Origin of the sequence: Candidatus Njordibacter sp. Uisw_056, from assembly GCF_047730085.1 — a bacterium.
Lineage (GTDB): Bacteria > Pseudomonadota > Gammaproteobacteria > Pseudomonadales > Balneatricaceae > Njordibacter.
The window spans coordinates 676,348-701,621 of the sequence record NZ_CP159830.1; the positions used below are offsets into that span (position 1 = coordinate 676,348).

General features: G+C 45.4%; 25 protein-coding genes, 5 tRNA genes and 1 pseudogene. 22 read left to right on the forward strand and 9 right to left on the reverse strand.

Going from position 1 to position 25,274, the window contains the following annotated elements; all coding sequences use genetic code 11:
* The first annotated feature begins 158 nt into the window (after positions 1 to 158).
* From ABXT60_RS03345 to ABXT60_RS03375, 7 genes are all read left to right on the forward strand, one after another.
* Positions 159 to 2,138 (forward strand): AMP-binding protein, encoded by a 1,980-nt coding sequence (locus tag ABXT60_RS03345; protein ID WP_443631352.1) that lies wholly within the window; start codon positions 159 to 161, stop codon positions 2,136 to 2,138.
* Positions 2,139 to 2,141: 3 nt separating this feature from the next.
* Positions 2,142 to 2,939, forward strand: a complete 798-nt coding sequence (locus ABXT60_RS03350) for an ABC transporter ATP-binding protein (protein WP_046485778.1) — start codon at positions 2,142 to 2,144, stop codon at positions 2,937 to 2,939.
* An 11-nt stretch (positions 2,940 to 2,950) separates the two neighbouring features.
* A complete protein-coding gene (locus ABXT60_RS03355) occupies positions 2,951 to 3,952 on the forward strand; it encodes a branched-chain amino acid ABC transporter permease (RefSeq protein ID WP_443631353.1) in 1,002 nt (333 codons plus the stop codon).
* 3 nt (positions 3,953 to 3,955) lie between these two features.
* Complete coding sequence (locus ABXT60_RS03360) at positions 3,956 to 5,032, forward strand: branched-chain amino acid ABC transporter permease (protein WP_443631354.1); 1,077 nt, start codon at positions 3,956 to 3,958, stop codon at positions 5,030 to 5,032.
* A gap of 101 nt (positions 5,033 to 5,133) precedes the next feature.
* Positions 5,134 to 6,417: an ABC transporter substrate-binding protein gene (locus tag ABXT60_RS03365; RefSeq protein ID WP_443631355.1), complete on the forward strand. Its 1,284-nt coding sequence runs from the start codon at positions 5,134 to 5,136 to the stop codon at positions 6,415 to 6,417.
* A gap of 104 nt (positions 6,418 to 6,521) precedes the next feature.
* Positions 6,522 to 7,337 (forward strand): ABC transporter ATP-binding protein, encoded by an 816-nt coding sequence (locus tag ABXT60_RS03370; RefSeq protein ID WP_443631356.1) that lies wholly within the window; start codon positions 6,522 to 6,524, stop codon positions 7,335 to 7,337.
* Between the two features lie 175 nt (positions 7,338 to 7,512).
* Positions 7,513 to 8,745 (forward strand): phenylacetate--CoA ligase family protein, encoded by a 1,233-nt coding sequence (locus ABXT60_RS03375; RefSeq protein WP_443631357.1) that lies wholly within the window; start codon positions 7,513 to 7,515, stop codon positions 8,743 to 8,745.
* A 36-nt stretch (positions 8,746 to 8,781) separates the two neighbouring features.
* Here ABXT60_RS03375 and ABXT60_RS03380 read toward each other — a convergent pair whose 3' ends face one another.
* Both ABXT60_RS03380 and ABXT60_RS03385 read right to left on the reverse strand, forming a co-directional pair.
* Positions 8,782 to 10,047, reverse strand: a complete 1,266-nt coding sequence (locus ABXT60_RS03380; protein ID WP_443631358.1) for a hypothetical protein — start codon at positions 10,045 to 10,047, stop codon at positions 8,782 to 8,784.
* Complete coding sequence (locus ABXT60_RS03385; RefSeq protein WP_443631359.1) at positions 10,044 to 10,718, reverse strand: glutathione S-transferase family protein; 675 nt, start codon at positions 10,716 to 10,718, stop codon at positions 10,044 to 10,046. Before ABXT60_RS03385 ends, ABXT60_RS03380 begins: the two co-directional genes overlap by 4 nt.
* A gap of 213 nt (positions 10,719 to 10,931) precedes the next feature.
* Between ABXT60_RS03385 and ABXT60_RS03390 the strand changes: the two genes are divergently transcribed.
* The 5 genes from ABXT60_RS03390 to ABXT60_RS03410 all read left to right on the forward strand — a co-directional run bounded on the left by ABXT60_RS03390 (position 10,932) and on the right by ABXT60_RS03410 (position 11,775).
* Positions 10,932 to 11,007: transfer RNA gene (locus ABXT60_RS03390), tRNA-Glu, on the forward strand.
* Positions 11,008 to 11,118: 111 nt separating this feature from the next.
* Positions 11,119 to 11,194 (forward strand) — tRNA-Gly (locus tag ABXT60_RS03395).
* A gap of 273 nt (positions 11,195 to 11,467) precedes the next feature.
* Positions 11,468 to 11,543, forward strand: a tRNA-Glu gene (locus ABXT60_RS03400).
* Positions 11,544 to 11,620: 77 nt separating this feature from the next.
* Positions 11,621 to 11,696, forward strand: a tRNA-Gly gene (locus ABXT60_RS03405).
* 5 nt (positions 11,697 to 11,701) lie between these two features.
* Positions 11,702 to 11,775, forward strand: a tRNA-Cys gene (locus ABXT60_RS03410).
* Between the two features lie 97 nt (positions 11,776 to 11,872).
* Here ABXT60_RS03410 and ABXT60_RS03415 read toward each other — a convergent pair.
* The 4 genes and pseudogenes from ABXT60_RS03415 to ABXT60_RS03430 form a co-directional block, all read right to left on the reverse strand.
* Positions 11,873 to 12,100: a hypothetical protein gene (locus ABXT60_RS03415; RefSeq protein WP_443631360.1), complete on the reverse strand. Its 228-nt coding sequence runs from the start codon at positions 12,098 to 12,100 to the stop codon at positions 11,873 to 11,875.
* A gap of 133 nt (positions 12,101 to 12,233) precedes the next feature.
* Positions 12,234 to 12,440 (reverse strand): annotated as a pseudogene (locus ABXT60_RS03420) (phage integrase central domain-containing protein); the annotation flags it as partial.
* Positions 12,398 to 12,778, reverse strand: a complete 381-nt coding sequence (locus ABXT60_RS03425) for a hypothetical protein (protein ID WP_443631361.1) — start codon at positions 12,776 to 12,778, stop codon at positions 12,398 to 12,400. The gene ABXT60_RS03425 and the pseudogene ABXT60_RS03420, both read right to left, overlap by 43 nt.
* A gap of 1 nt (position 12,779) precedes the next feature.
* Positions 12,780 to 12,968, reverse strand: coding sequence for a hypothetical protein (locus ABXT60_RS03430; protein ID WP_443631362.1), 189 nt, complete (start codon positions 12,966 to 12,968; stop codon positions 12,780 to 12,782).
* A 67-nt stretch (positions 12,969 to 13,035) separates the two neighbouring features.
* On the opposite strand from ABXT60_RS03430, the gene ABXT60_RS03435 reads away from it, so the two are divergent.
* Positions 13,036 to 13,617 (forward strand): hypothetical protein, encoded by a 582-nt coding sequence (locus ABXT60_RS03435; protein WP_443631363.1) that lies wholly within the window; start codon positions 13,036 to 13,038, stop codon positions 13,615 to 13,617.
* 117 nt (positions 13,618 to 13,734) lie between these two features.
* On the opposite strand, the gene ABXT60_RS03440 is transcribed toward ABXT60_RS03435, so the two are convergent.
* Positions 13,735 to 15,624 carry a winged helix-turn-helix domain-containing protein gene (locus tag ABXT60_RS03440; protein ID WP_443631364.1) on the reverse strand — a complete coding sequence of 630 codons (1,890 nt, stop codon included), beginning with the start codon at positions 15,622 to 15,624 and terminating at the stop codon, positions 13,735 to 13,737.
* 203 nt (positions 15,625 to 15,827) lie between these two features.
* On the opposite strand from ABXT60_RS03440, the gene ABXT60_RS03445 reads away from it, so the two are divergent.
* From ABXT60_RS03445 to ABXT60_RS03465, 5 genes are all read left to right on the forward strand, one after another.
* Positions 15,828 to 16,130 (forward strand): YdhR family protein, encoded by a 303-nt coding sequence (locus ABXT60_RS03445; RefSeq protein ID WP_443631365.1) that lies wholly within the window; start codon positions 15,828 to 15,830, stop codon positions 16,128 to 16,130.
* 118 nt (positions 16,131 to 16,248) lie between these two features.
* Entirely contained in the window at positions 16,249 to 16,440 is a 192-nt protein-coding gene (locus ABXT60_RS03450; RefSeq protein WP_443631366.1) for a hypothetical protein, read from the forward strand.
* A 19-nt stretch (positions 16,441 to 16,459) separates the two neighbouring features.
* Complete coding sequence (locus ABXT60_RS03455; protein WP_443631367.1) at positions 16,460 to 16,585, forward strand: hypothetical protein; 126 nt, start codon at positions 16,460 to 16,462, stop codon at positions 16,583 to 16,585.
* Between the two features lie 104 nt (positions 16,586 to 16,689).
* Positions 16,690 to 17,319: a DUF1326 domain-containing protein gene (locus ABXT60_RS03460; RefSeq protein ID WP_443631368.1), complete on the forward strand. Its 630-nt coding sequence runs from the start codon at positions 16,690 to 16,692 to the stop codon at positions 17,317 to 17,319.
* Positions 17,320 to 18,153: a DUF2182 domain-containing protein gene (locus ABXT60_RS03465; RefSeq protein ID WP_443631369.1), complete on the forward strand. Its 834-nt coding sequence runs from the start codon at positions 17,320 to 17,322 to the stop codon at positions 18,151 to 18,153. It abuts the gene before it with no gap.
* A gap of 336 nt (positions 18,154 to 18,489) precedes the next feature.
* Here the strand turns inward: ABXT60_RS03465 and ABXT60_RS03470 are convergent, their stop codons facing one another.
* Positions 18,490 to 19,713 carry an aminotransferase class V-fold PLP-dependent enzyme gene (locus ABXT60_RS03470; RefSeq protein WP_443631370.1) on the reverse strand — a complete coding sequence of 408 codons (1,224 nt, stop codon included), beginning with the start codon at positions 19,711 to 19,713 and terminating at the stop codon, positions 18,490 to 18,492.
* A gap of 206 nt (positions 19,714 to 19,919) precedes the next feature.
* Positions 19,920 to 20,357, reverse strand: a complete 438-nt coding sequence (locus tag ABXT60_RS03475) for a MarR family winged helix-turn-helix transcriptional regulator (RefSeq protein WP_443631371.1) — start codon at positions 20,355 to 20,357, stop codon at positions 19,920 to 19,922.
* Between the two features lie 114 nt (positions 20,358 to 20,471).
* On the opposite strand from ABXT60_RS03475, the gene ABXT60_RS03480 reads away from it, so the two are divergent.
* Genes ABXT60_RS03480 through ABXT60_RS03495 form a run of 4 tightly spaced genes read left to right on the forward strand, consistent with a single transcriptional unit; the run spans position 20,472 to position 25,111 of the window.
* A complete protein-coding gene (locus ABXT60_RS03480) occupies positions 20,472 to 21,518 on the forward strand; it encodes a hypothetical protein (RefSeq protein ID WP_443631372.1) in 1,047 nt (348 codons plus the stop codon).
* Positions 21,515 to 22,300 carry an alpha/beta fold hydrolase gene (locus tag ABXT60_RS03485; protein ID WP_443631373.1) on the forward strand — a complete coding sequence of 262 codons (786 nt, stop codon included), beginning with the start codon at positions 21,515 to 21,517 and terminating at the stop codon, positions 22,298 to 22,300. The genes ABXT60_RS03480 and ABXT60_RS03485 overlap by 4 nt, the downstream gene beginning before the upstream one ends.
* A gap of 1 nt (position 22,301) precedes the next feature.
* Positions 22,302 to 23,552 carry an acyl-CoA dehydrogenase family protein gene (locus ABXT60_RS03490; RefSeq protein WP_443631374.1) on the forward strand — a complete coding sequence of 417 codons (1,251 nt, stop codon included), beginning with the start codon at positions 22,302 to 22,304 and terminating at the stop codon, positions 23,550 to 23,552.
* Positions 23,552 to 25,111 (forward strand): class I adenylate-forming enzyme family protein, encoded by a 1,560-nt coding sequence (locus ABXT60_RS03495; protein ID WP_443631375.1) that lies wholly within the window; start codon positions 23,552 to 23,554, stop codon positions 25,109 to 25,111. Before ABXT60_RS03490 ends, ABXT60_RS03495 begins: the two co-directional genes overlap by 1 nt.
* Positions 25,112 to 25,274: the final 163 nt, after the last annotated feature.

The window sequence follows — 25,274 nt, forward strand, 5'->3', positions numbered from 1 at the left end:
GGCTGGTCATTGGGGGGTGTCAAAACTCACTAACCCCCACTGCAGACCTCTAACCCGCATTTAGACCTAAGTCTATGAACCGACATATATCTAATACCAGTGAATCTTGTCTGAGGGTACCTTAGACAAAACAAGAATATTTTAAAGCAGAGTCTATTATGACCCAAAGCTCGAAAAAACCGACTTATCCGGCACCGGGACTAGATACTTTCCCCAAACTTTTGCAACACAATGCGCGTATGTTTACCAATAAAGATGCCATGCGTGAAAAAGAATTTGGCATATGGCAGTCATGGACTTGGAGCCAGGTAGCAGATGAAGTTGAGAGGTTTGCCTTAGGCTTGCAGGCTAATGGTGTTAAAGCTGGTGACGCAGTTCTTATTATCGGTGGTAACCGTCCACGCACTTATTGGACTATGTGTGCTGTGCAATCCTTAGGGGCGGTGCCTGTGCCGACTTACCATGACTCCGTAGCAGGTGAAATGCAATTTGTGATTGAGCATTCTGAAGCCCGAGTCATTGTGGCTGAAGACCAAGAGCAAGTGGACAAAATTCTAGATGTAAAAGACCGGTGCCCCGCAGTAGAGCTAGTTATTTATGATGATCCTCGCGGCATGAAAGGTTACGACCCAGAACTAGTCAAAATTCAAGATTTTGTGACGATACAAGCACAAGGTGAAGAAGTTCGAAAAAAGAACCCAAAACAATATCAACAGCTTGTCAGTATGGGAAAGGGAGAGGATGTCTCTATTATCCTTTATACGTCCGGCACTACGGGTCAACCTAAAGGTGTGGTGTTGACCTACGATAACACCCTACTAACAGGATACTACGGGGGTTTACTTGAAGGCCTTACTGAAAACGAAGAAATACTAGCGTATTTGCCAGTGGCTTGGATTGGCGATCACATTTTTTCTTACGCCCAATCTTACGCTATGGGGTTTTGTGTTAATTGTGCAGAAAGCTCTGAGACGATAGCTGCAGACATGCGTGAAATTGGACCTACCTATTATTTTGCCCCACCTAGAGTGTTTGAAAGCTTATTGACTAACGTGCAGATACGCATGGAAGACGCGGCGCCATTTAAGCGAAAAATGTTTAAATATTTTATGCAAGTGGCTAAGACAACAGGGATTAAACTATTAGAAAAAAAGTCAGTTAGCCTTTTTGACCGGTTTAAGTATGCTCTGGGTAATGTGCTGGTATACGCACCCCTTAAGGATGCTTTGGGGATGGGTCGTGTGCGTTTAGCTTACACCGCAGGCGAGGCTATTGGTGGTGAGATTTTTGATTTCTATCGCTCCCTAGGCATCAACATTAAGCAGCTTTACGGCCAAACAGAATCATCTGTATTTATTACGGTACAGCCAGATGGAGAAGTTTTTCCAGACACAGTAGGTACTCCAAGCCCGGGTGTTGAACTGAAAATAGCTGATAATGGCGAGGTGATCTACCGCAGCCCAGGTGCGTTCCACAGTTATTTTAAAAACCCAGAATCTACAGCGTCTACTAAAACGTCTGAAGGTTGGGTTCACACCGGTGACGCTGGCTTTATGACCCAAAGTGGCCACTTACGTATTATTGACCGGGCTAAAGATGTAGGTGCATTTAACAGTGGCAAAATGTTTGCACCTAAATACATTGAAAATAAGCTTAAGTTTTTCCCTCATATCCAAGAGGCCGTAACCTTTGGTGACGGTCGTGATGAATGCATGGCCTTTATCAATATTGACCTAGGTGCGGTGGGTAATTGGGCCGAAAGAAACAACATTGCCTATGCCTCTTATCAAGAGCTAGCAGCGCACCCTGAAGTCAACAAAATGGTGGGTGAAAGTGTTTCTGAGGTGAACGAATCGTTATTAGGTGACGAAATGTTAGCTCATTCTCAGGTTAGCCGCTTTCTTATATTACACAAAGAGCTAGATGCTGATGACGGTGAATTAACCCGCACGAAAAAGGTTAAACGTAAGCTCATAAACGAACGTTACAAAGTGCTGATCGATGCATTGTATGCAGGCAAAACGCAATGCTTTATTGAAACCGAAGTTGCGTTTGAAGATGGTCGCGTTGGTAAAATTTCTGGTGACATCAGTATCCATGATGCCAAAACCTATAACCCTGTTGCCCAAGCGAGCTAATCCATGAGTGAACCATTGCAAAAAATGGAAGCGGCCTCAAAACTGTTAGAGCTGAAACATATCGACTTATCTTTTGGCGGTGTAAAAGCCATCAGTAATATTAGCTTTGATGTTTTGGAAGGTGAGGTTCGTGCAATTATAGGCCCTAATGGAGCTGGTAAAAGCTCCCTGCTCAATGTAATTAACGGCTTTTATCATCCCCAGCAAGGGGAGATTTGGTTTGATGGCAAACAGCGTCACTCCATGAAACCTTATCAGATTGCTTATCAGGGTATTTCTCGTACCTTCCAAAACATTGCGTTGTTTAAAGGCATGAGTGTGCTGGATAATATTATGACTGGGCGCTTTACGCACATGCATAAAAATATGCTGTGGCAGGCTTTATGGAAAGGCCCAGCGGAACAAGAAGAAATTGAAAATCGTGAGTTTGTTGAACACATTATTGATTTCTTAGAGATTCAGGCGATTCGTAAAACCCCAGTAGGGCGCTTGCCTTATGGTTTGCAAAAGCGTGTTGAGTTGGGGCGTGCTTTAGCTGCGCAGCCAAAAATGCTTTTGCTTGATGAACCCATGGCGGGCATGAACGTAGAAGAAAAAGAGGATATGTGTCGCTTTATTCTAGATGTGAACGACACGTTTGGCACCACTATTGTGCTCATCGAACATGACATGGGCGTAGTAATGGACATAGCAGACCGGGTAGTCGTATTAGATTATGGTCGAAAAATTGGTGACGGCACTCCAGACGTGGTGCGTAATGATCAAACTGTAATCGATGCCTATCTTGGCGTGAGTCATTAAGGGGACTATGTATGAGTGCTGATTTTTTATATACCATCGAAGTGATACTCAACGGCTTAATGGCTGGTGTAATGTATTCTTTGGTTGCCCTTGGCTTTGTACTAATTTTCAAGGCCTCTGGAATTTTCAACTACGCACAAGGTGTAATGGCGTTGTTTGCTGCACTCACTTTAGTGGGTATACAAACTGGGCAAATACCTTTTTCCCACCTTATTAATGCCATCTTTGGTACCAATATTCATCACTTTGGATGGCAGGTGCCTACCTTATTAGCGATTGCTTTAACGATAGGTGTAATGGTGGTATTTGCGATTCTTGTAGAGCGCTACATATTGCATCACTTGGTTAACCAAGAACCTATTATTTTGTTTATGGCCACCATTGGTTTAGCCTACTTTATGGAAGGCTTTGGCGACATTATGTGGGGTAGCGACATTAAAACCTTAGATGTGGGACTGCCCTCAGGTGGTTCACTTTGGTTGGAAGAGTACACGTTAGGCTGGGCAGCAGAAGGAGAGCAGTACTACGGCATGTACCTAGACAAACTTGATATGGTGGCCAGTTTAGTCGCCATAGTTTTAGTGGTTTCATTAACTATATTTAGTCAGTACACCACTACTGGCAGGGCCTTGCGGGCGGTGGCAGATGATCACCAAGCAGCCTTGTCTGTGGGTATTTCCTTGCGCACTATTTGGGTAATTGTGTGGTCTATTGCAGGTTTTGTGGCTTTGGTGGCCGGTATTATGTGGGGTGCCAAGTCTGGTGTTCAGTTCTCACTCTCGCTAATAGCTTTAAAAGCTTTGCCAGTATTAATGTTGGGTGGCTTTACCTCCATCCCAGGGGCCATTATTGGGGGTTTGATTATTGGTGTAGGTGAGAAATTATTTGAGTATGCCATTGGCCCGTTAATTGGCGGTGCCACAGAAAATTGGTTTGCTTATGTATTGGCCCTTATGTTTCTTGTGTTTAGACCACAAGGGTTGTTTGGCGAAAAAATTATAGAAAGGGTGTAACAGATGTTTTATCGCGAATCGGGTGATTTTAAAAAGACTTACCAAAAAGACAGCCAAACTTTTCCTATTAAGTTTGACCGTTGGCGCTACTATTTTGTGATGTTGATCGCATTTGTTGTTGTACCCATGTTCCTCACAGACTACATTGCTAATGCTGTAATGATTCCCTTTTTAGTATGGGCTATAGCGGCACTAGGGCTGAACATTCTGGTAGGTTATACAGGGCAGTTATCTCTAGGTACTGGTGGTTTTATGGCGGTAGGTGCCTATGCCACCTATAAGCTTATGACCGCATTTCCAGGTATGGACATGGTAAGCGTTATCCTGCTTTCGGGGTTAATAACCGCCGCAGTAGGAGCATTATTCGGCTTGCCTAGCTTACGTATTAAAGGCTTCTACTTGGCAGTAGCAACATTGGCAGCCCAATTCTTCTTAGTTTGGCTGCTAAATAAAGTGCCCTGGTTTTATAACTATTCTGCATCCGGCCAAATTAGTGCGCCACAAAGGGAAATGTTTGGAGTGATTATTACGGGCCCTCATGCTACGCCAGTTGCTGGGTATTTATTTTGTTTGGGCTTTGCCGTAGGTTTGGCTTGGATAGCACGTAACCTCACCCGCGGGCGCTTGGGCCGCAGTTGGATGGCGATCAGAGACATGGACATTGCAGCAGAAATTATTGGTGTTAATCCATTAACGGCTAAGTTGTCGGCCTTTGCCGTTTCTTCGTTCTTTGTTGGCATTTCTGGCTCTTTATTCTTTTCAGTTTACTTGGGTGCAGCCGAAGTGACCGAAGCGTTTGGTATTAGCGTTTCTTTTTCTGTGCTATTCATGATCATCATTGGTGGCCTTGGCTCTATTTTTGGTAGCTTTATTGGTGCGGCATTTATGGTACTAATGCCTGTGTTACTAAAAAATGTGTTGGTAGGTGCCATGGGATGGCCTACAGATTTAGCAGCCCACTTTGAGTACATTATTGTTGGTGGTCTTATCTTAATATTCCTTATTATAGAACCTCATGGGCTGGCACAAATGGCCAGAGTGTTAAAAGAGAAATTACGGCTTTGGCCGTTCCCGCACTAGGCTAACACAGAGCCTTTTTGGCTTGGTGTAAACCACTTAGTGTTGTTTCATGCTCATTTGAGCAAAATAAAAATAAGTCGAAACCTTAGGAGGATGACGACATGAAATTTACTAAACTAGCAACTGTTGCTTTGACTACGCTGGCTGTTTCAGCGCCTGTTGTAGCTGATCTAGTATTCCCATCATTGAGTTACCGCACGGGGCCATATGCCGCGGGTGGTGCACCTTATGCTGATGGCTATGCAGATTACTTTACGTTGTTGAACGAGCGTGATGGTGGTATCGGTGGAGTTTTGACCGCTGTGCCTGAATGTGAAACTGGTTACAACACTGCTAAAGGTGTGGAATGCTATGAAGCAACGAAGGGTGATGGTGCGCTAGCGTATCAACCTTTGTCTACGGGCATTACTTATCAGTTGATCCCTAAAACTATGGCCGATGACATTCCATTAATGACGCAGGGCTATGGCCGTACGTCTGGTGCAAACGGAAAAGTGTTCTCTCATGTATTTAACTTCCCAGCCAACTACTGGTCTGGAGCGAGCCGTATTATCAACCGTATTATGGAAGAGAATGGCGGCACGATTAACGACCGGAATATTGCTTTGGTTTACCATAACTCCGGTTATGGCAAAGAGCCTATTCCTACGCTAGAGGCATTGGCAACAAAGCATGGCTTTAACCTGACCTTGATCCCAGTAGATCATCCTGGCCAAGAGCAAAAGTCTCAGTGGTTGCAAATTCGTCGTGAACGCCCAGACAATATAATCCTTTATGGTTGGGGTGTAATGAATCAAGTGGCTTTGAAAGAAGCCGCTAATATTCGTTACCCAATGGATCAAATGTTTGGCATTTGGTGGTCTGGTACTGAAAACGATGCCCTTGAAGGTATGGGTTCACATGGCTACAAAGCAGCTACTTTTCACAACGTAGGTAGTGATTATCCAGTCTATAAGGATATCCAAAAGTTTGTAGTTGATGCAGGTTTAACTGCAGGTGATGGTTCTAACGTGGGTACTGTGCTGTATAACCGTGGTATGTATTCTGCCATGTTAGCAGCAGCTGGAGCTGCCAACGCACAAGAGATTCACGGTGTTAAAGACATTACTTCTGGCATGATGCGCGACGGTCTAGAAGCATTGAACGTAACCAATGAATTTATGGCTGCTGCTGGTATGCCTAAGTTTGGCCCAGAGTTTAGTGTTAGCTGTTCTAACCATGGTGGCCCGGGTAATGTTGGCATTCAGCAGTGGGATGGCAACTCTCGCGAATGGAAGCTAGTGGGTGATTTTGAAGCGCCAGATATGGAAGTGATTAGTGCGCTTATTAAAGCTGACTCTGAAGCTTATGCTGCAGAAAACAACATCACTCCACGTGACTGTTAAAAGTTAAGTTAACGCTTTAACTTAGTGAGGCACCCAAATATGTGGGTGCCTCTACTTTTACGTTTTACTAAAATAGATTGTTTTGCTGGTGATAGGATAAAATCATGACCACAGAAAAAGCACCGATACTGGCCATAAATAATATCGAGGTCATTTATGATCATGTGATATTGGTATTAAAAGGCGTATCTTTAGAAGTGCATGAAAAAGGCATTGTGGCCTTACTCGGCGCTAATGGCGCCGGTAAATCTACCACCATTAAAGCGATCTCTAATTTGTTGGGCTCCGAGCGCGGAGTAGTCACTAAAGGCACCATCGAATTTGAAGGTAAAAATATAAACACCAGTAATCCAGCTGAGCTGGTAAAAATGGGTGTAGTGCAGGTGATGGAAGGCCGGCACTGTTTTGAGCATTTAACCATTGAAGAGAACCTATTAGTCGGTGCTTATGCCCGCACAGATGGCCGTCGGGCCATACAAGATAGCCTAGAAATGGTTTATAACTATTTTCCGCGCTTGAGGGAAAGGCGTAAAAGCCAAGCAGGATACACATCGGGTGGCGAACAACAAATGTGTGCAATCGGTCGTGCCTTAATGGCCAACCCGCACATGATTTTGTTAGATGAACCGTCTATGGGATTAGCCCCGCAGCTGGTGGAAGAGATTTTTGAAATTGTTAAAAAGCTCAATGAAGAGCAAGGCGTAACTTTCTTACTCGCAGAACAAAACACTGCTGTTGCCTTGCGTTACGCTACCTATGGTTACATTATGGAAAATGGCCGAGTAGTAATGGATGGCAAAGCCAGCGACCTACGTGAAAATGAAGACGTTAAAGAATTCTACCTAGGTGTTAGTGATGGGGAAAAGAAAAGCTTCCGTGATGTGAAGCAGTATCGACGCCGTAAGCGTTGGTTGGCTTAATTACTGTGCTAGCAACGTAATCCATCCCCGTCCCACCAAAACCACATCGCCTAGGGATTGCTGCAACCCTTTGGCCATGCCTATGGTGCTTATTCAATGGCGCCATTTAACCACACACACCAAACAAACTTTAGGTTTATCAACATAAAGTACGCCACATGATAAAGGACACACCATGACTGATTTTTATGACAACCTAGAAACCCGTGAGCCTGATCAACGTCAAGCTGAACAAATAAAAGCCATAGCGCACCAAGTTGCTCATGCTCAAGCCACATGCCCTGCCTGGGCAAATATTCTGAAAGCAGTCAGCGCTGCCGATATTACTTCTGCCCAAGCGCTTGCTGCTTTGCCTGTTACTCGTAAATCAAGCCTGATTGAATTACAAAAAAACACCATGCCCTTTGGCGGTTTTGTTAGTTCTGAGGCGGCGCCACTGGCGTATATTTTTACATCCCCAGGGCCGATCAATGAACCAGGCTTTGATGTGCCAGATCACTGGCACTTTGCTAGAGCACTATATGCGGGTGGTTTGCGCAAAGGCGACTTGGTGCACAATACCTTTTCCTATCACTTTACCCCAGCAGGGGTGATGTTTGATAGCGCATTAAAGGCTTTAGGCTGCCCGGTAATAGCTGCAGGCACTGGTAATAGTGACATGCAGGCTCAAAGCATTGCAGCCTTAAAGCCTAAAGCCTATGTAGGCACCCCCTCATTTTTGAAAATAGTGCTAGAAAAGGCTGATACCTTAGCACTAGACATTAGCTCCTTAACCCATGCAGTGGTGGGTGGGGAGCCATTTTTTCCAGCCCAACAAGCCTTCTTTAAAGCCCGTGGGCTAAACGTATTGCAAGGTTATGCTACGGCGGACTTAGGCAGTATTGCTTATGAAACACCAGCCCAAGAAGGCATGGTTATTGATGAAGATGTGTATGTAGAAATTGTACGGCCAGGCACAGGAGACCTTGTAGCAGATGGTGAAGTGGGTGAGGTGGTAGTGACTAACTTCAACCCACACTACCCACTTATCCGTTTTGCTACGGGAGATATGTCTGCCATTATGGCAGGTCAAAGCCCCTGTGGGCGCACCAACAAACGCATTAAAGGCTGGATGGGGCGTGCTGATCAAGCCACCAAGGTGAGAGGTATGTTTGTTCGGCCAGAACAAGTGGCAGACTTAGTGGCCAAAAATGAATCTTTGGTCAAGGCTCGCCTGCGTGTGACTCAGGTGAATGGTCAAGACAGCATGCAAGTATTGTGTGAGGCCACAGTAATTTCCCCTGAACTTACGGCGGCAATAAGTGATAGCGCACGCAGTGTGTTGCATCTGCGCGCAGAGGTAGTGTTGCAAGAAGTGGGAAGCCTGCCTAACGATGGTATTGTTATTCATGACCAACGCGAGCATTAGTGCTTTAGTTAATGAGGTTAAAGACATATTTAACACTCAATCAAACGCTGAATAAATAAACAAAGCAACACAGTTTATGGCATACAGTGCAGTGATAGGTAAGGTGTTTGCGCGGGCGATTTGGCTACCATTAATGTGATAATTACCCTGCATAACCAATAAGGTACCTGAAACTGGGTTGATAGCACTGCCTAAGCCCCAAGCGGCTAAAAAAGTCATCGCTAACAGATTTGGGTTAGGCTCTAGCGTTAGCAGTAATGGTGCAGTCACTGCCATAATCATGATGACATGCACGCCTAAACGAGCTGCCACCAAGCAACAACCTAACGTTAAACACGCTTCTAAAGGGCCGTAATGGGTAAAAGGTAGCCACGGCGGCATTACCTTAAACAACGCGCTTAACCCAATAGCAAACACCCCTGCAGCTAAAAATAACGTAATCTCGTTATGCATGTTGGGCAAGCGGTTAGTAATGTGGCAATGAAGTTGGTTTGTACGTCCTTCGTATAGCAACACTATAATGACCAACAAGGGTGCGCAAATAGCAATAATTTGGGTAATGGCAATAGTTGGCCACACCTCGTGGGCAATAATCACTGTAACTGCTAAAAGCGCAGGAAGAACTAAATTCCGCCCCTTTAATGGGTACCCGGTAAGCTTTGACTCAGGGGCTCGATGTAGCCAATACAGCATGGCTAAACTGATCAAACCCATAGGCGCGCCAACACTCATTACTGCTAACATTTGCATGTTTGGTACCAGGCTTAAAGTGTAGGCCATTGCGGCAAAAAAGGGTGACCAAAGAGCGCACATTGCAAAATTAATGGTCAGCATGCTGGCTGCGCGAGTATCTATCTTTCGGCTCTCGTTGAGCTTTTCTGCAATAATTAATAACGCCGATACGTTAATAATTGCACTAAAAAAATGCCCCGAAGCTAACGTGCTTATGAGCCCTTTTTTACCTACCGGCAGGACTCTTTTTTTACTTCGCTTAGAAGGCGTGGCAATAAGGCTTAAAAAGCTCACTGCAGCCAGCATTGCCAGCAGTTGAGTATTGCTATTAATAAGCGGGTAAAGCGGCACAGCGGCGCCCTCAAGCAGGCTGAAGCCAAGGCTGGCTAGCCCAACACCGATTAGCGCCATTGATTGAATCAAAGAGCGGTGTGCAAGTAACCGAAAAGATGAGATTGCAAAGCCCCACAAAAGTATGCCAGCAATGGGATAAAGCATTGGAAAGGGCAGTGCTAGCGCACTTAAGAGCGCGCCTATTGCTAGGCTGTAACCTCGAATTTGGTGAATCAAAGGGAAGCTCTAGAACCATGAATTTTACTGAGAGTCACCTGCTCCCGCTTTATTAAGGCTTGCCATATAGGTTGGGCTAGCATACGTTCAAAGTAGGCTGACAGGGTAGGCCAACGTTGATGATCTGGGCGTTCACCACCGTGCATAAAACTAATCATCTGACTGGTAATGGCGATGTCTGCTAAAGAAAAGCAGTTATCGACAAAATAGTCCTGAGTTCCTAGTTGGCTAGCAAGGTAGTCTAGTAATGGAGGGATCTGTTGTGTTATCACAACTTGGATGTGGTCTTCATTGGGTGGTTTACCAGAAGGTCGTATAATGCGTTGTTGAAATACTGCAAAAGCGAGTAATGGTGCTAGTTCGTAATCAGCAAATTTTTCTAACCAGCGCACTTGTGCCCGTGACTTGGCATCGGTGGGGATAAGCGGTGTTAAGGCCTCATGATTTAAGGTTTCAATAAGGTAATTGCAAATGATGCTTGAATCAGCCTGGTGCCAATCATTTTCTTGAAGCACAGGAATCTTTTTCAAGGGGCTAATGTTAACGAAATTATCTGGCATAAATCCGGGCGCCACTATTTTGAGAGCATATTTAGTTTTAGAGAGGCTTAAAAGATACATCACTTTGCGAACAAAAGGCGAAAGAGGTGCGCCATGAAGGGTAAAGGCCATGTTAGTAATCCAAAAAAATTAGTGGGTCTATTGTCGCTGAGGGTTGGCGCAAACTCAAATAATTTAGTAATTTAAAGGGCTGGTGCAATAAATAACTAAGTGGTTGAAATAAACCCAATATTTTTCACATTAGTGCTTGACAGAAAACGGCTCAATCACTAATATGCGCACTCCAGTTTGGTACAGCTAAGAAGCAGTATCAACCGCGAATGTGTCCCGTTCGTCTAGTGGTCTAGGACACTGCCCTTTCACGGCGGTAACAGGGGTTCGAACCCCCTACGGGATACCACTATTTTTTTGGAATGCGGTTAGTAGCAAGTCGTTCAACTGAAATGGCTGGCGCAAAACTGCAAGCCTAAATAGTAAAGGCTAATCACACGCCTTCAACAAGTGATATGTAGCGGGAATAGCTCAGTTGGTAGAGCACGACCTTGCCAAGGTCGGGGTCGCCGGTTCGAATCCGGTTTCCCGCTCCATTTTTTCTAAAAATAACACGCCTATTATGTGGCTTATTGCTAAAACAGCAGAGCCACCTAGCTGTATTCGGTGTTATCTGCAAAAAAAACGATTTAACGTATTGATTCTAAAACCCTTATGCCTGCTAGTAGTCAGCTTTTTATAGGCAATATTTCAGCATTGGCTGTGCAATAATTATAAAATACTAAAGATTACCCCGCATATCTCAATTTTCAGTTGACATAATCCAGCAAAATCAATAATATGCGCTCCACTCTTTACAGAGCTATAGCGTCCCGTTCGTCTAGTGGCCTAGGACACTGCCCTTTCACGGCGGCGACAGGGGTTCGAACCCCCTACGGGATGCCAACAAAGTACTTTGTAAAATGAGCGTTTAGGCTCATAATAGTGACGGTTTATTGCTTGCCTTAAAACAGTGATGTGTAGCGGGAATAGCTCAGTTGGTAGAGCACGACCTTGCCAAGGTCGGGGTCGCCGGTTCGAATCCGGTTTCCCGCTCCAAATTTGGCCGAATGGCAGAGTGGTTATGCACCGGATTGCAAATCCGCTAACCCCGGTTCGATTCCGGGTTCGGCCTCCACATTCATGCGGGTTGTGGCGATAGTAACCACTATTCGCCTAACACCGCCTAATATTTCGCCTAATATACAGTGGTGGTTATCCATCCAGTTCGGGCTTTATTTTAGAGTCGGAGTGACCTTTACCTTGCGGCTATAACTCTGAGCCTGAGCTTCGGTTTTATGACCTGACAAATCTTGCAGGTTTCCATCGTAGTCAGAAATTGATTTTGCTTTAATGTCATGGAATGTGAAATTCGCTAACGATTCACCGCTGTGATTATCTTTTGCCTTGCCTAATGAAAATGCCAGTTTCACGCAATTGATCTCTGCGTAAACCCCAAACATCACCCTGCCTTGCTGCACAACAATAGCTAAGCTCCATAGCAGCCGCCATTAATGGGGCGTTTTTACGGGCCTCTGCCATAACTGCCTCGTACTCCCAATCTTCGATGTAGCGATCTCTAGGCTCTTGTTTGAACTAACGAACGCCAACGCAGGGGTTAACATTCACTCTCCCATTCTCATGCGCCCAAGAGAAGACAGCACTCATAAATGAATGTTCTCTGTTAGCCTGGACTAACGCAGTCTTGTTACGGGCATCCATGTATTTGCGTATATGGTGAGGCTTTATGCGGTGTCGATTTACTTTACCAAACACAAGGCAGACTTTCTCACCATACGCGGCATAATCTTTCTTTGTACGCGTTTGAAGGGCTTTGTAGCTTGTGCCAGCGAAATAGCCACGTACCCGTTCAGCAAAAGCCCCAGTGGGTTCTTCATGCTAAGCAAGCCCTTCTGATTAGGCATCCACTTGCCAACTTCAAGTTTCATTGTGCCTAGGCCAATCTTCTTCAGCCACTTAGCCGCCGAGTCAATGGTACGCCATGTTTTAATGGCGCCAGCTTGGGTAGTGATGACCTTCTTATCACCACTGAGGGTTAAGATCTCAGCATGTACAACAGAGCCACTAGCTATAATGCTAACCGCCTTAACCGCACCAGCCTCAACGAGGCCTTTGAGCATCTTATTGTTCATTGTCAAACAAAGGGGTTTGTTCTAGTACAGGATACCCAGCGTCGCGACAGTATTGTCGAATCATCATCTCTACCATATTGGCAACGCTCCTGTGTTCTTGGTTAGCGGCATAGCGAACGGCGTCCTTAACTAAAGGGTCGACTCGCAAATTAAGTGTAGTAGTTTTTTTAGCTATCATTCGACAAGTATTATACAAATGCGTTACATTTGCAATATATGTAATTCATACAATCAAGGATCGATTAATGTCAGTCCCTTCGTATTCCATACTGTGTACCCAATGTGATTACAGATCGTCGAGTAACGCCACCAATGGCCAATATTACTACAAAGATGACGAAGGTCAGTTTAACCTTGAAAGGCAACTAGGCTGGTGCAATGGCTGTCAAAGCATTACTGCCATTGAAGATTTTAGCGATACGTCTAAGGCGGCTGGTGAGATCAGGTCTAACTTATATTCTATTCGCCGTGATACGGGTACGGTTTTTGCGAATATCCTCAATGTGTTATTCAAATCACGCCGAGAGTGGATAGATTCGACTATTGAGACCATTAATAGTTACGCGAAATACATTGAGCTAGCTAAAGCAAGGGCTGGCCAAGAGCGATGTTTGAAGTGCAGTAGTTATGTTGTTGTTCCCTACAAGCCTGCCAAGGAAGGGGGAGATCTAGACGTTCGTGGCTTTATGTATCATGGGGAACGCAACACTGACTTTGAGCATCCAGGTTGTGGCGGTACGTTTTATGAGAAGGCTGATAACGTCCGACTTCATGGTATGGTTGAGTCTAAGTTCTATAAGGCCGATGGGAGTTTTATAGAGTCTTAGTCTGAGTAGACATCATAATAAAATATGACGAACACTATAACATTTAGTGAAAGTGAGGTTTTAGTAGAGTGTTATCTAGACTGGCTAATTAATGATAGTGAAATTAGTCACGTAATATCAGGTTTCTAAATTAAGCCGATAACCTACACCCGTCACTGTGGCAATGGCACTGGCATGGGCGGCTAGCTTCTTACGCAGAGTACGCACCACGGCATCCACAACATTGCTCCCCCCTTGGTAATCAGTGTGCCACACCTGTTGTAGTAGGTGTTCACGGCTTACTGTGCGCCCTGGCCGAGCTAATAAACATTGAGCTACGCCAAACTCGAGTGGTGTAAGATCTAGTAGTTGATCATCGACCAATAATTGTCGTCCTTCTACCTGTAAACGAAACCGTTGCATAACACCAAGTTCACGTTCGGCTAAGCCCGTAAGCCAGCCATCCACAGACCCCGGGCCCATGTCGTTGGCCATGCAATGGTAGCCAGTGCCCTCGACTTCTAAGTAGGTGTTGGTGGCCTCCTTAAAGCCAAGCACCTGCATGACTTCTTGGTAGGCAGGCGGCTGTTTTATCACTAGGTAAATTCGGCGCATAGAGGGTTTAAAAGCCATATAGAGACGTTTGCAATCTAACCAAAACGCACCCTGTGCCGCAGAGGGGAGCTCGCCTTCTTTTCGACTTAGCCATCGCCTTGTAATCAATACCGTTTGGCCTTGAGGGACAGGGTAGGCCTCTAGGTGTGTGAGTATAGACTGGATCACTGGGTCTTTGCTGTGAGCCACTTGGCTGACTTCAAATACACAGGCAAAACCTTGTAATGTGTGTTGATCTTCACGTACCACACCAAAGCCACTAGGGCATAGGTTCCATAAGTCGGCCATGATGGCTTTGGCTTGTGGGCCATCGTGCTGGTTAACCATGGCCATGATGTTCTCATAGTCTGTTGCAAGGGCTGGTTCTACGGCTACGATTTGGCTACCGCATGGAAAAAAGGCCTCCCTTACGTGAGGGTTTTCTATCAGGTACAACAGGTCTGCAGTATGTCGCCAATAATCATGGCCGGCGGCTTTATCTAAGTCTTGTTGTAGCCACCACCAGCAGTTTTGCTGGTGCTGGCGATAGGCTTCTGGATCACTCGCTTTATAACATCGAGCCACCAAATTACGCACTAGGTCATGAATGTGTAGGCCGTCACTATTGCTGCTCACAAAGTCGAGCTCTTCTATACCTTGGTATTCGGCATCTATATCGTCTTGTTTAAGCAGTGCCCGCAATAAGGGTTTGGTTAACCTACGGGTAACGCTACTGGCCTCTATGGCTTTGCGTAATCTTGGGTTTTCTACCTGCGCTAAAAAGGCGTCTGTTAAATGCGTAAGTGCCCATTCAAAATTGGTGTTTGGTGTATCAGGTAATTGCAACCTGTGTTGGCTACAAGCCGCCAAATATAGAGCTAAAGGATGGCCTTGAGCCATCTTTAACAAAGGTTCTACTCGGCCTTCTTCTACGCCATAGTGCTGTAATAGTTGATGTGATTGATCGGCACCGAGCGGCCCTAATTCTAAGGTTTTAAATTGGCCGTACCCATTATCATTAATAAGCCAATCATTGTGGGGAGGTTGCCGCGAGCACAGAACTAGGGTGATTTGGGGAGGCAGTTGCGGGGATAAAAATTGTCTTATCCACATGTCTAACAGTTTTAGGGATTCGTAATGATCAAGAGCAATAAGAGTAGGTGATAATCTTAGTTGGGCTAAGGAATCTAATTCTAAGGGCTCTCCTGGTGCGCCGATAGCGCCATCCAAAGCCTGTAAAAGGCCCGTATCAGTAGGCTCTATTTGAGCACAGTCTAAATGCAAAATGGGAGCGATCTGCCCTAGCTGTTGCAATAAGGTGGTTTTGCCAATGCCAGAAATGCCATGGATATACAGCACTCGTGTGCTGCCACTGGCTAACAATGGCTCAAGTAGTTCTAATTCTGCCTTGCGGGTGATTCGTCTAGTAAGCATTACGGAGTAACAGCCTTTGCTTGGTTAATGACGCTTAACTCATACTAACCCATTTCTATACGATGACTAGCATGACTCAACTAAATTCTCATGAGATTCTCATCAACATTCGTAGAAACCTATGCCGCGCTCTGTTAATTTCTAAAGAGATTAGTCACTGTGACTGGGCTATAAAAATAGGAATTATGTTCAAGGAGTTAGCAATGCAAGCACTTATAATCAACTTTAACCTTGATGGAATCACCCGCAGTGACTACGAGGGTGTATGTAACGAATTAGCACCGGCCTTTGCCGCAGCACCAGGATTAATCTCAAAACATTGGTTAGCCGACGAAGCGAATAACACCTATGGCGGCATTTATTTATTTCAAGACCAAGCAGCCCTAGATGGTTTTCTGGCGTCTGAGCTGTTTGCAGGTGTTGGTGGCAATCCAGCGTTGGTCAATGCCACGGCCAAACCATTTAGTATTTTGGAAGGCCCGACTCGAGTTACTCGAGGAATGTAACAACCCCGTAAGTTTTTATAGGCCAGCCATATGTCAATTGTACGAATAACCACAGTTACTTTATGTTCTGAAGCAGTGGCAGATGCTTCAGTATTGAGCTACGAAGCAAAAGCCCCTAATGAATTCCCGTCTGCTGAACAGCTTATTTGGTATTCTAGCAGACGGCAATAAAACCATTGCAGTCTCAATTTATGAAAGCCAAGAAGCTATGGACAAAGCCGATGCGGCAAGAGATAAGCGCATTGCAAACCCCGACATTGTCTCATTGGAGTCTATTATCGGCACAGTTACACTAAATCATATTAATTAATCAGCTACAAAGGAGAGATATGTCGATTTATAATGCAATGGCGGCGGCTACTGATGCCAAAGACGCTGATAAGTTGAATGATTTGTATGACGATGATTTCATTTTTGTACGTCATCAAAGTAACAGCAGCATGACTGATGCTTAGTGGGTGGATATTGTTAACGAAGGCCTGAGGAGCATACGGCTAGTTGGGCTTATATGTTGGTGGTCGAAAGACTGAGCCAACGGGTTTATAAGGAGAGGAAGCTAATGATTGATTGGAATATTGACGGCCAAGAAATGGCCAACTGTAATTGTAATTTTGGCTGCCCTTGCCAATTTGGCGTATTACCAACGGGCGGAAGCTGCCAAGCGGTAGCTGTATTTAACATCACCAAAGGTCACTACGGTGATGTATCGTTAGATGGCCTGCGAGCGGCCGGGGTGTATTACTGGCCTGGAGCTATCCACGAAGGCAACGGGCAATATCAGTTGATTATTGGTGACTCTGCAAGTATTGAGCAAAAGGCGGCTTTAGAAGCCATTATGTCTGGCAAGGATACGGAAGAAATGGCCACCATGTGGTACGTATTTAATGCTACAAGCCCAACCCAGCACCCTACGCTTAGTGCACCTATTGAGCTAGATTGGGACATTGATAGTCGCGTTGGAAGCGCCAAAGTTGGGGGTATTTTCGATATTGCTGTAGCGCCTATCCCCAACATTGTGAGCGGAGAACCACACCGAATCTCCATTCAACTCACCGATAGCTTTGAATTTAGGCAGGCCGAGATGGCATCTGGTACCTCCAATACCAAGGGCGGCGTTATCGATCTATCGTTTGAGGCCACCCATGCCCACATTGCCAAGCTCAATTTAACGGGCCAAGGCGTAGTCTAGATGGATAATCACCCGCAAATGCAGGGCGAGCAACAGCCAATCAGTGTTATAGAACGGCTATTGCGCCACGATCGAGTGATTGTGGCCGTAGCCGTTACATTGCTGGTTGCTGTTGCCGGGGCCTACACAGTGCTGGGCGTAGGTATGAACATGAGCGCCATTGACATGACATCAATGGCAAATTCCATGGCTAAACCTATGGTGATGACCGCCCAGGGGCAACCCGCTAATTGGGTTCTGCTGTTCTTGATGTGGTGGATTATGATGGTGGCTATGATGACCCCGAGCGCAGTGCCGTTGCTCATGCTCTTCACTGTCGTTAAGCGCCAAGGGCAAGACGGGCACCGAGCCGCAGGCTATACGGGGTTTCTGTTATTGGGGTACCTTCTGGCGTGGGCCTTGTTTAGTGCTGTTGCAACCATTTTGCAGAGGGGGCTGCAGGAGGTGGGTGTGTTTAGCGGGCCAATGATGGTCATCAAGTCGCAAACGGTGGCTGGCGTTTTGATGGTGTTGGTAGGCATCTATCAATTCACTGCCATTAAAAATGCCTGCTTATCACGCTGTCGTGCCCCCGCTCAGTTCATTGCTCAACACCATAGTCCCGGCAGCAAAGGCGCCCTCAGGTTGGGAATGCATCATGGTGCATATTGCCTCGGTTGCTGTTGGGCTTTAATGGCACTATTGTTTGTGGGCGGCGTGATGAACCTATATTGGATTGCCGGTTTAACCTTGTATGTATTGTTAGAAAAAGGCTTGCCGCAAGGTAAATATATTGCACGATTGGCTGGTAGCGGGCTCATTGTTGCAGGCGTATATCTAATGGGTTCGGCTTAACGGTAAGTTTGAACCACGATTTTATCAGACCGACGGGGTGTTTATTGAGTATTAGTATAAAGAGTTAGTTGATAATTAAACTACTTTTAGTTACTTATTGGGGGTATAAGTGGGGGTATAACTTATTTTTCTATTTATAATTTCCATATATCTATAGCTTTTAGACGACTATGTGTGTGCGGGTTCGCCTCCACATTCTCAAGGGTAGTAGCGTTAGCGCCTACTACCCCTCCCCAACGCCACTTAATATAATGTGGCGTAGTTACATAAATCTTTAGCAGCTGAGCCTTGTGACACAGCGTTTACAGCTATGTAAGCCAACGATTTAAATGTGGACTATAAAACCTGTTGCAAAGCAGTTATTAATTTATCAACCTCAAATTTGTGGGTGTAGTGTACAAAGCTTAGCCGCAAAACCCCATGATTTGGATCAATTCCTTGAGCCTGCAAACACCTCACCGCGTAAAAGTTTCCACCGCCTGCCATGATGCCATGCTGTGCTAATTCAGCGGCCACAGCCAGTGGGTTTGCTTTTAAAGCAATGGCAACAGTTGCCGCTTTTTTAGCCGCATCACAGGGCCCTAAAAGGCGCACAGAGTCTTTTGCACTTAAATAATCCAACAATGGTTGCAGCAACTCAGTTTCATGAGCCCGAAATAAGTCATGCACAAACATGCCGCGGCCATTAGCATTGGATACTTGTGAAGTATGGTGGCTATAAACATTGTCTATATAGTCTGCTATGCCTGCACTAGCAGCAATTTGTGCATGGTCTGGCCCTGCTGGAGTAAAGCGTTTGTAGAGCTCATTGGCATTAAAATAATGCCCTTGATTAGGCAGTTCCATACCCAGTTCGCGGTTAATGGTCATAATTCCTTGATGCGGGCCAAACGTTTTGTAAGCTGAAAATAGGTAAATGTCCGCTCCCAACGCTCCAACATTTGGAATGCCGTGCGGAGCATAGCTTACGCCATCCACACAACTGTATGCGCCAGCGGTATGAATCACTTCACAGATTGCCTTTACATCGTTGATCTCACCAACAACATTGGAGCAATGTGGGAAACAAACCAGTTTTACCTTTTCATCCAATAGGTTCGTTAAGTCTTGGAGGTTTAGATGCCCAGTCCTGCTATCAATTTGCCACTCTCGGATCTCTAAACCACATTCAGACAATCGTCTCCAAGGCCCCGTATTTGCCTCATGGTCTTGATTGGTAACAACGATGGCATCGCCAGTACTTAAGTGTTGGCCAAACGCTTGAGCTAATACATAAGTGTTTTGTGTGGTTGAGGGCCCAAAACTCACTTCATCGGTATCAACACCTAAAATTTCTGCCAGACGCTCACGGGCTTCATCCATTTCTGCACCAGCCAAGGTGGATGCCTCATAAGGCGCATAAGGCTGAACTTTGCGCTCATTGTAGTACCTTGTTAAACGGTCTATTACAGGTTTGCAGGTATAGGACCCACCAGCATTTTCAAAAAATGCGTGGCCTTTTAGAGAACTCTGCTCAAAGGCAGGGAATTGCTTTCGAATATAATCGATATCAAGTTTCATACTTAGTCAACTCCATACTATGCTTAAGGCCCTCACTTCATTTTGTTAAATGTGTGTTGGTATATGATCGGCCTTGCAACAAGAAAACTAAATATTACTTTTAAAAATGGGTTATTGATATAGGAAGAGTGCTGATTTTTATTAGTCGTCATTGGCAATTAGTATTTGGTATTTGGCCTTCAATCTACTAATGGAACAGACCTGAATTAGTCCTGCAAATGCACTACTAAGCGCCGTAACATGGCTTTTAACAGTTGTTGCTGTTCTTCGCTATAATCGGCTAATACCTTCTTTTCATGGGCCTTGGCTTGGGCTAATAGATCTGCAATTAGGGTTCGTCCCTTGGGCGAAATTGTTATTTTTACAGCTCTTTTATCAGCATCATCTTGGTGTCGTTTTAACAGTTTTTCTGATTCCATTTTAACCACTAGCTTAGATAACGTCGGTTGTTTAAATAACACCCTTTGATTCAGCTGAGTTAAGGTCAGGCCGTCTTCGTCTGATAAGCTAGCCAGTATGCGCCAATAATTAGTAGACCAGCCTTGATCTTGAATCTGGCGGTGAAACTGCTCACTTACCAGGTGACTTGAGCGTGCCAAAAGATAAGCTAGGTAGTCGTCTATAAAACTAAAAGATTTGCTCATATTAATAATTACAGTTCCTTTTTTATTACATATTAGAGTAGTTGTATTCATTTTCATATAAAAATGTGTGTGCTATGCTGGAAAAAATAATAATGTTAATAGAGTATGCAAAACATGTTAAATGATCGCATTGAAGCACCCTGGCTTGCAGCGTTTGAGCAAACCCTTGGGTTATGTGGTTTGGTGGCCGGTGATTCAGTGGCCATACTGTCAGAGACCCAATCAAGAGACATACTACTGCAGTTGGCAGAACTAGCTCTCGTGCGCATAGGTTGCCATGCATTTCACGTTCGCATACCAACACCCACATCGCACGCGCCTGTGCCAGTTAGATCCACAGGGGCCTCTAAAATTCTACAGCATGCAGGCCCGGCCTTGAGCGCGCTGGCAGCTAGTACCCTAGTGTTAGATTGTACTGTGGAGGGTTTATTACATGCAGCCGAATTACCACAACTCTTAAAAGGTGGTGCAAGGGTGCTCATGGTGAGTAACGAACATCCTGAAATACTGACTCGTTTAGCACCCGACCCAGCGTTAACCCCTAAGGTAAAAGCTGCTGCAAAGCTGTGTAAACAAGCCAGTAAAATGCGAGTGACCTCGGCGGCTGGCACCGACCTTACCATTGATATTGAAGATGCCCCAACTGCTGGAGTGTGGGGTTATACCGAACGCCCCGGCACCTTAGCCCATTGGCCTGCAGGTGTGGTGGTGTGTTTCCCTAAGCAGGGCACAGTCAACGGCACTCTAGTGCTAGATGCAGGTGATATTAACCTGACTTTCAAACGATACTTAGAACAACCAGTTACCCTGACCATAGAAAACGACTTTGTTACTAAAATAGATGGGCAAGGCACTGACGCTGAGCTAATGAAGCGCTATTGGGCCGCATGGAATGATAAAAACGCCTATGCTGTCTCTCATGTAGGTTTTGGTATGAACCCTAAAGCCAGATATGAAGCACTCACTATGTACGATAAAATAGATACCAATGGCACAGAACTACGTGCTTTTGCTGGCAATTTTTTGTTTTCCACCGGTGCAAATGAGTTTGCTGGGCGCTATACAGACGGTCATTTTGACTTACCCGTGCGAAACTGTACTATTTACCTAGATGAACAGTGTGTTATTCAAGGCGGCCAACTACAAGGCGATCTTGCGTGAGTTGGAGCTATATCCGCTGCGGTGCTTTAGGCCCGGTGTTGGTGTGTTTGCACGGGGTGGGTGGTAATGCTAGTGCGTTTGCGCCCCAACTCAGTGGATTAAGCAATAACGCGCAGGTATGGAGCTTAGATTTGCCAGGGTACGGTGATTCTGCGCCATTATCAGTAATGGACTGGGATTGCCTAGTAGCAGGCTTAAAACAATTCTTAGACCAGCATCACCTGCATAAAGTACATCTTTTAGGGCATTCCTTTGGTGGCATGCTAGCACAGGCATTTGCTGTCCAATATCCAGACTACCTGGCAAGTTTAATACTCTATTCTACAAGTGCAGCATTTGGTTCTAGTGACGGTGTATTTCAACAACAGTTTATTGAATCAAGGCTAAAGCCGCTGAATGAAGGGGCAACTATGGCTCAATTAGCCGCAGTTTTGATAGACCCTTTGTTGGCGCAGCCCAGCCTACCATCAGTTAGGCATACTGCTATTCACTGCATGGCACAAGTGCCCAATAAAACCTACAGGCAGGCCATTAAGTGCATTAGTGAGTTTGACTGCCGTAGCAATTTACCCCTGTTGAATCTTCCCACACTATTACTAGCAGGCTCTGAAGACACCATGGCCAGTGTGCCAATGATGGAAAGGTTAGCCAGTAAAATTAAAAATGCTCAATTAGGTGTATTAGCCAATGCAGGCCACCTAGCAAACTTAGAGCAGGCCACCCCGTTTAACCAACGGGTGAGTGATTTCATGACCCAACACGACCACAGGCAAGGAGCTTAAAATGCAACTCGACCAACCTATGTTTGACGCCAAAGCATGGCAGCTTACTACCCAGCAACAAAACTTAACGGCTAGGGCTAGGCATATTGGGCAGTATAAATTTGCTGGAAGGGCTGCCGATTATGATGTGCGTGCAGCATTTCCTACTGAAAACTATGAAGATATGTTTGACGCCAATTTAATGGGTATTTGCATTCCCAAAGAGGACGGTGGCGAAGGTGCCGATTTCCTAACATACGCCTTAACTGCAGCTGAAATTGGGCGCTATTGCGGCGCTACGGCACTGACATGGAATATGCACGTGTGTTCCACTCTTTGGAGTGGCCTGCTGACAGATGATTTGGAAATGGATAGACCAACACGACTACTGCACAAGAAAAATCGTGGGGTACATTACCAGCGTATACTCACCGAACGGGCGATCTACTCCCAACCTTTTTCAGAGGGTGGTGCGGCGGCGGCTGGGGCAAAGGCATTTGCAACGGTAGCCCATAAGGTTGATGGAGGCTGGCGGATTAATGGTAAAAAGATTTTTGCTTCTTTGGCTGGTCATGCGAATTATTATGGCGTTTTATGCACAGAAACCAGTCATGAAACTGTTGAGCTAAGCCGCCGTAATACAATCTATTTGGCTATTCCAGCACTATCTCAGGGTGTCACTGTAGAAGGCCAGTGGGACCCCGTAGGTATGCGGGGCACTGTATCGCGCACACTTATTTTTAAAGATGTATTTGTGCCAGAAAATGCCACCCTAATGCCTGCAGGCATATACTTCCAAGCGGCTAAGCGCTGGCCCCACATGTTTATGACACTCACGCCAAGTTATATGGGTATTGCTCAGGCAGCCTATGACTTTACTGTAAAATACCTAAGGGGAGAAGTTGATGGTACTGGCCCGGTAAAACGACGTCAGTTTGCCACTAAACAAATTGCTGTAGCGCAAATGCGCATTATGTTAGAACAAACAAAAACCCTGTGGTTCCAAGCGATGAGTGAAGCGTGCGCCAACCCCAGTAAAGATCAGCTGCTTCGCGCCTGGGTGGCCCAGTACACCACTATGGAAAACGCCAATGAAATTGCCCAGCTTGCCATTCGCACCTGTGGTGGTCAGTCTATGTTGAAGGCTTTACCATTAGAACGCCTGTATCGTGATAGCCGCTGCGGTTCGCTGATGCTTCCTTGGACTGCAGAACTATGCCTAGACATGCTTGGTAAAGGCTGTGTCTATGAACCTGGAGAGACAGACGGTTAATGTCTAATATATCTAATTGGATTGATGCACACGCGCGCTTCACTCCTAATAAGCTTGCTGTTATCGACCAGCAGCACCAGTACACCTATGCCAACTTAGCAGATGCCATAAGCACTAATGCACGTATGTTAAAACACACATTACGTGTTGGGCGAGGAGATCGTGTAGCATATTTGGGCTTTAATGGCGTTGAATTTATTAGCTTAATGTTTGCCTGTGCGCGCTTGGGTGCTATTTTTGTACCACTTAATTGGCGTTTAGAAACGCCAGAATATAACTACATTTTAATGGATGCTAGCCCCAAAGCGTTAATTGTTACCCCAGATTTTAAACACCAGGTTGATGGTCTGAAGGGTGCCCATGCAGACTGCTGGTTTGTGCTACAAGATGCACAATATACCGGGTTAGATAAACCCAAATTAAATGCCAACTGGCACTCTTATAGTGCCCTAAAGCAATCTTGCGACATTAATAACAGCGACTATAATGCATATGTACACTTAAACGCTCCGGTATTAATTGTGTACACCTCTGGCACCACAGGGTACCCAAAAGGCGCGGTATTGGATCAAAAGGCGTTGTTTTACAACGCACTTAACAGCCAACATATGCATGACATGGGCAAAACTGACACCATACTAACAGTGTTGCCTATGTTTCACGTAGGTGGGCTTAATATACAAACTCTGCCAGCGCTTTATGTAGGTGCCACCATTATATTGCATGCGCGCTTTGACCCAGTGCAAACACTTACCGACATTCATCATCAAAAACCTAGCCTAACGGTATTAGTACCGGCAACTTTATCTGCCTTACTGGCGCTACCTCAGTGGCACACCACTAACTTGTCTAGCTTGCGCAGCATTACTAGTGGTTCATCATTAGTGCCTAAGCACCTTATTGAAGCCGCGGCCAGCCGTGGCATACCAGTGCAACAAGTGTATGGCCTTACAGAAACATCACCGATTGCTGTGTACCAAACAGCAGAACAAGCAATAACACGGTTTCATAGCACAGGGTTGCCAGCTTTACATTGCCAAATGAGAATCACAGGGCAAGGTGGCGTATCTCTTGCTGATGGAGAGGTGGGGCATATCCTTATTAAGGGGCCTAACGTTTTATCTGAATACTGGGGTAACCCTGAGGCCACTGCTAAAGCACTAGATAACGGATGGTTTGATACCGGTGATCTAGGCCATTTAGACCACGATGGGCATTTAATTGTAGATGATCGCGCTAAAGATATGATTGTGTCTGGTGGAGAAAATATTTACCCAGCCGAATTAGAGGCGCACCTAAACCGTTTAGACGGTGTGCTTGAAGCTGCGGTGGTAGGCCAAGCAGACCTAAAATGGGGTGAAACGCCCATAGCCATTGTAGTGCTAGTGCCAGGCAGCATGCTTGATAAAGACACAATACTAAAAAGTTTCGATGGGCAATTAGCCCGCTATAAACACCCCAGCAAGGTTTTTTTTATGGCCAAACTGCCACGAAACGTAATGGGTAAGGTACAAAAATTTTTACTAGGTGAGACGATCTTTACCGAAGTTACAAAATGAATCTAAATTAAAGCCTAGCCAGTCTCTGTGAAGGCTTAAATCGTCCCTAATCATTGTGCAGGATGGTTTAGGGTTACAGACATGGTGGTTCGGTTCTGCGTAGCTTTAGGCCCACTCTAGCAGAGGTTTAGCCTAACACGGCATTAGCCTTGCAACCGTTGCA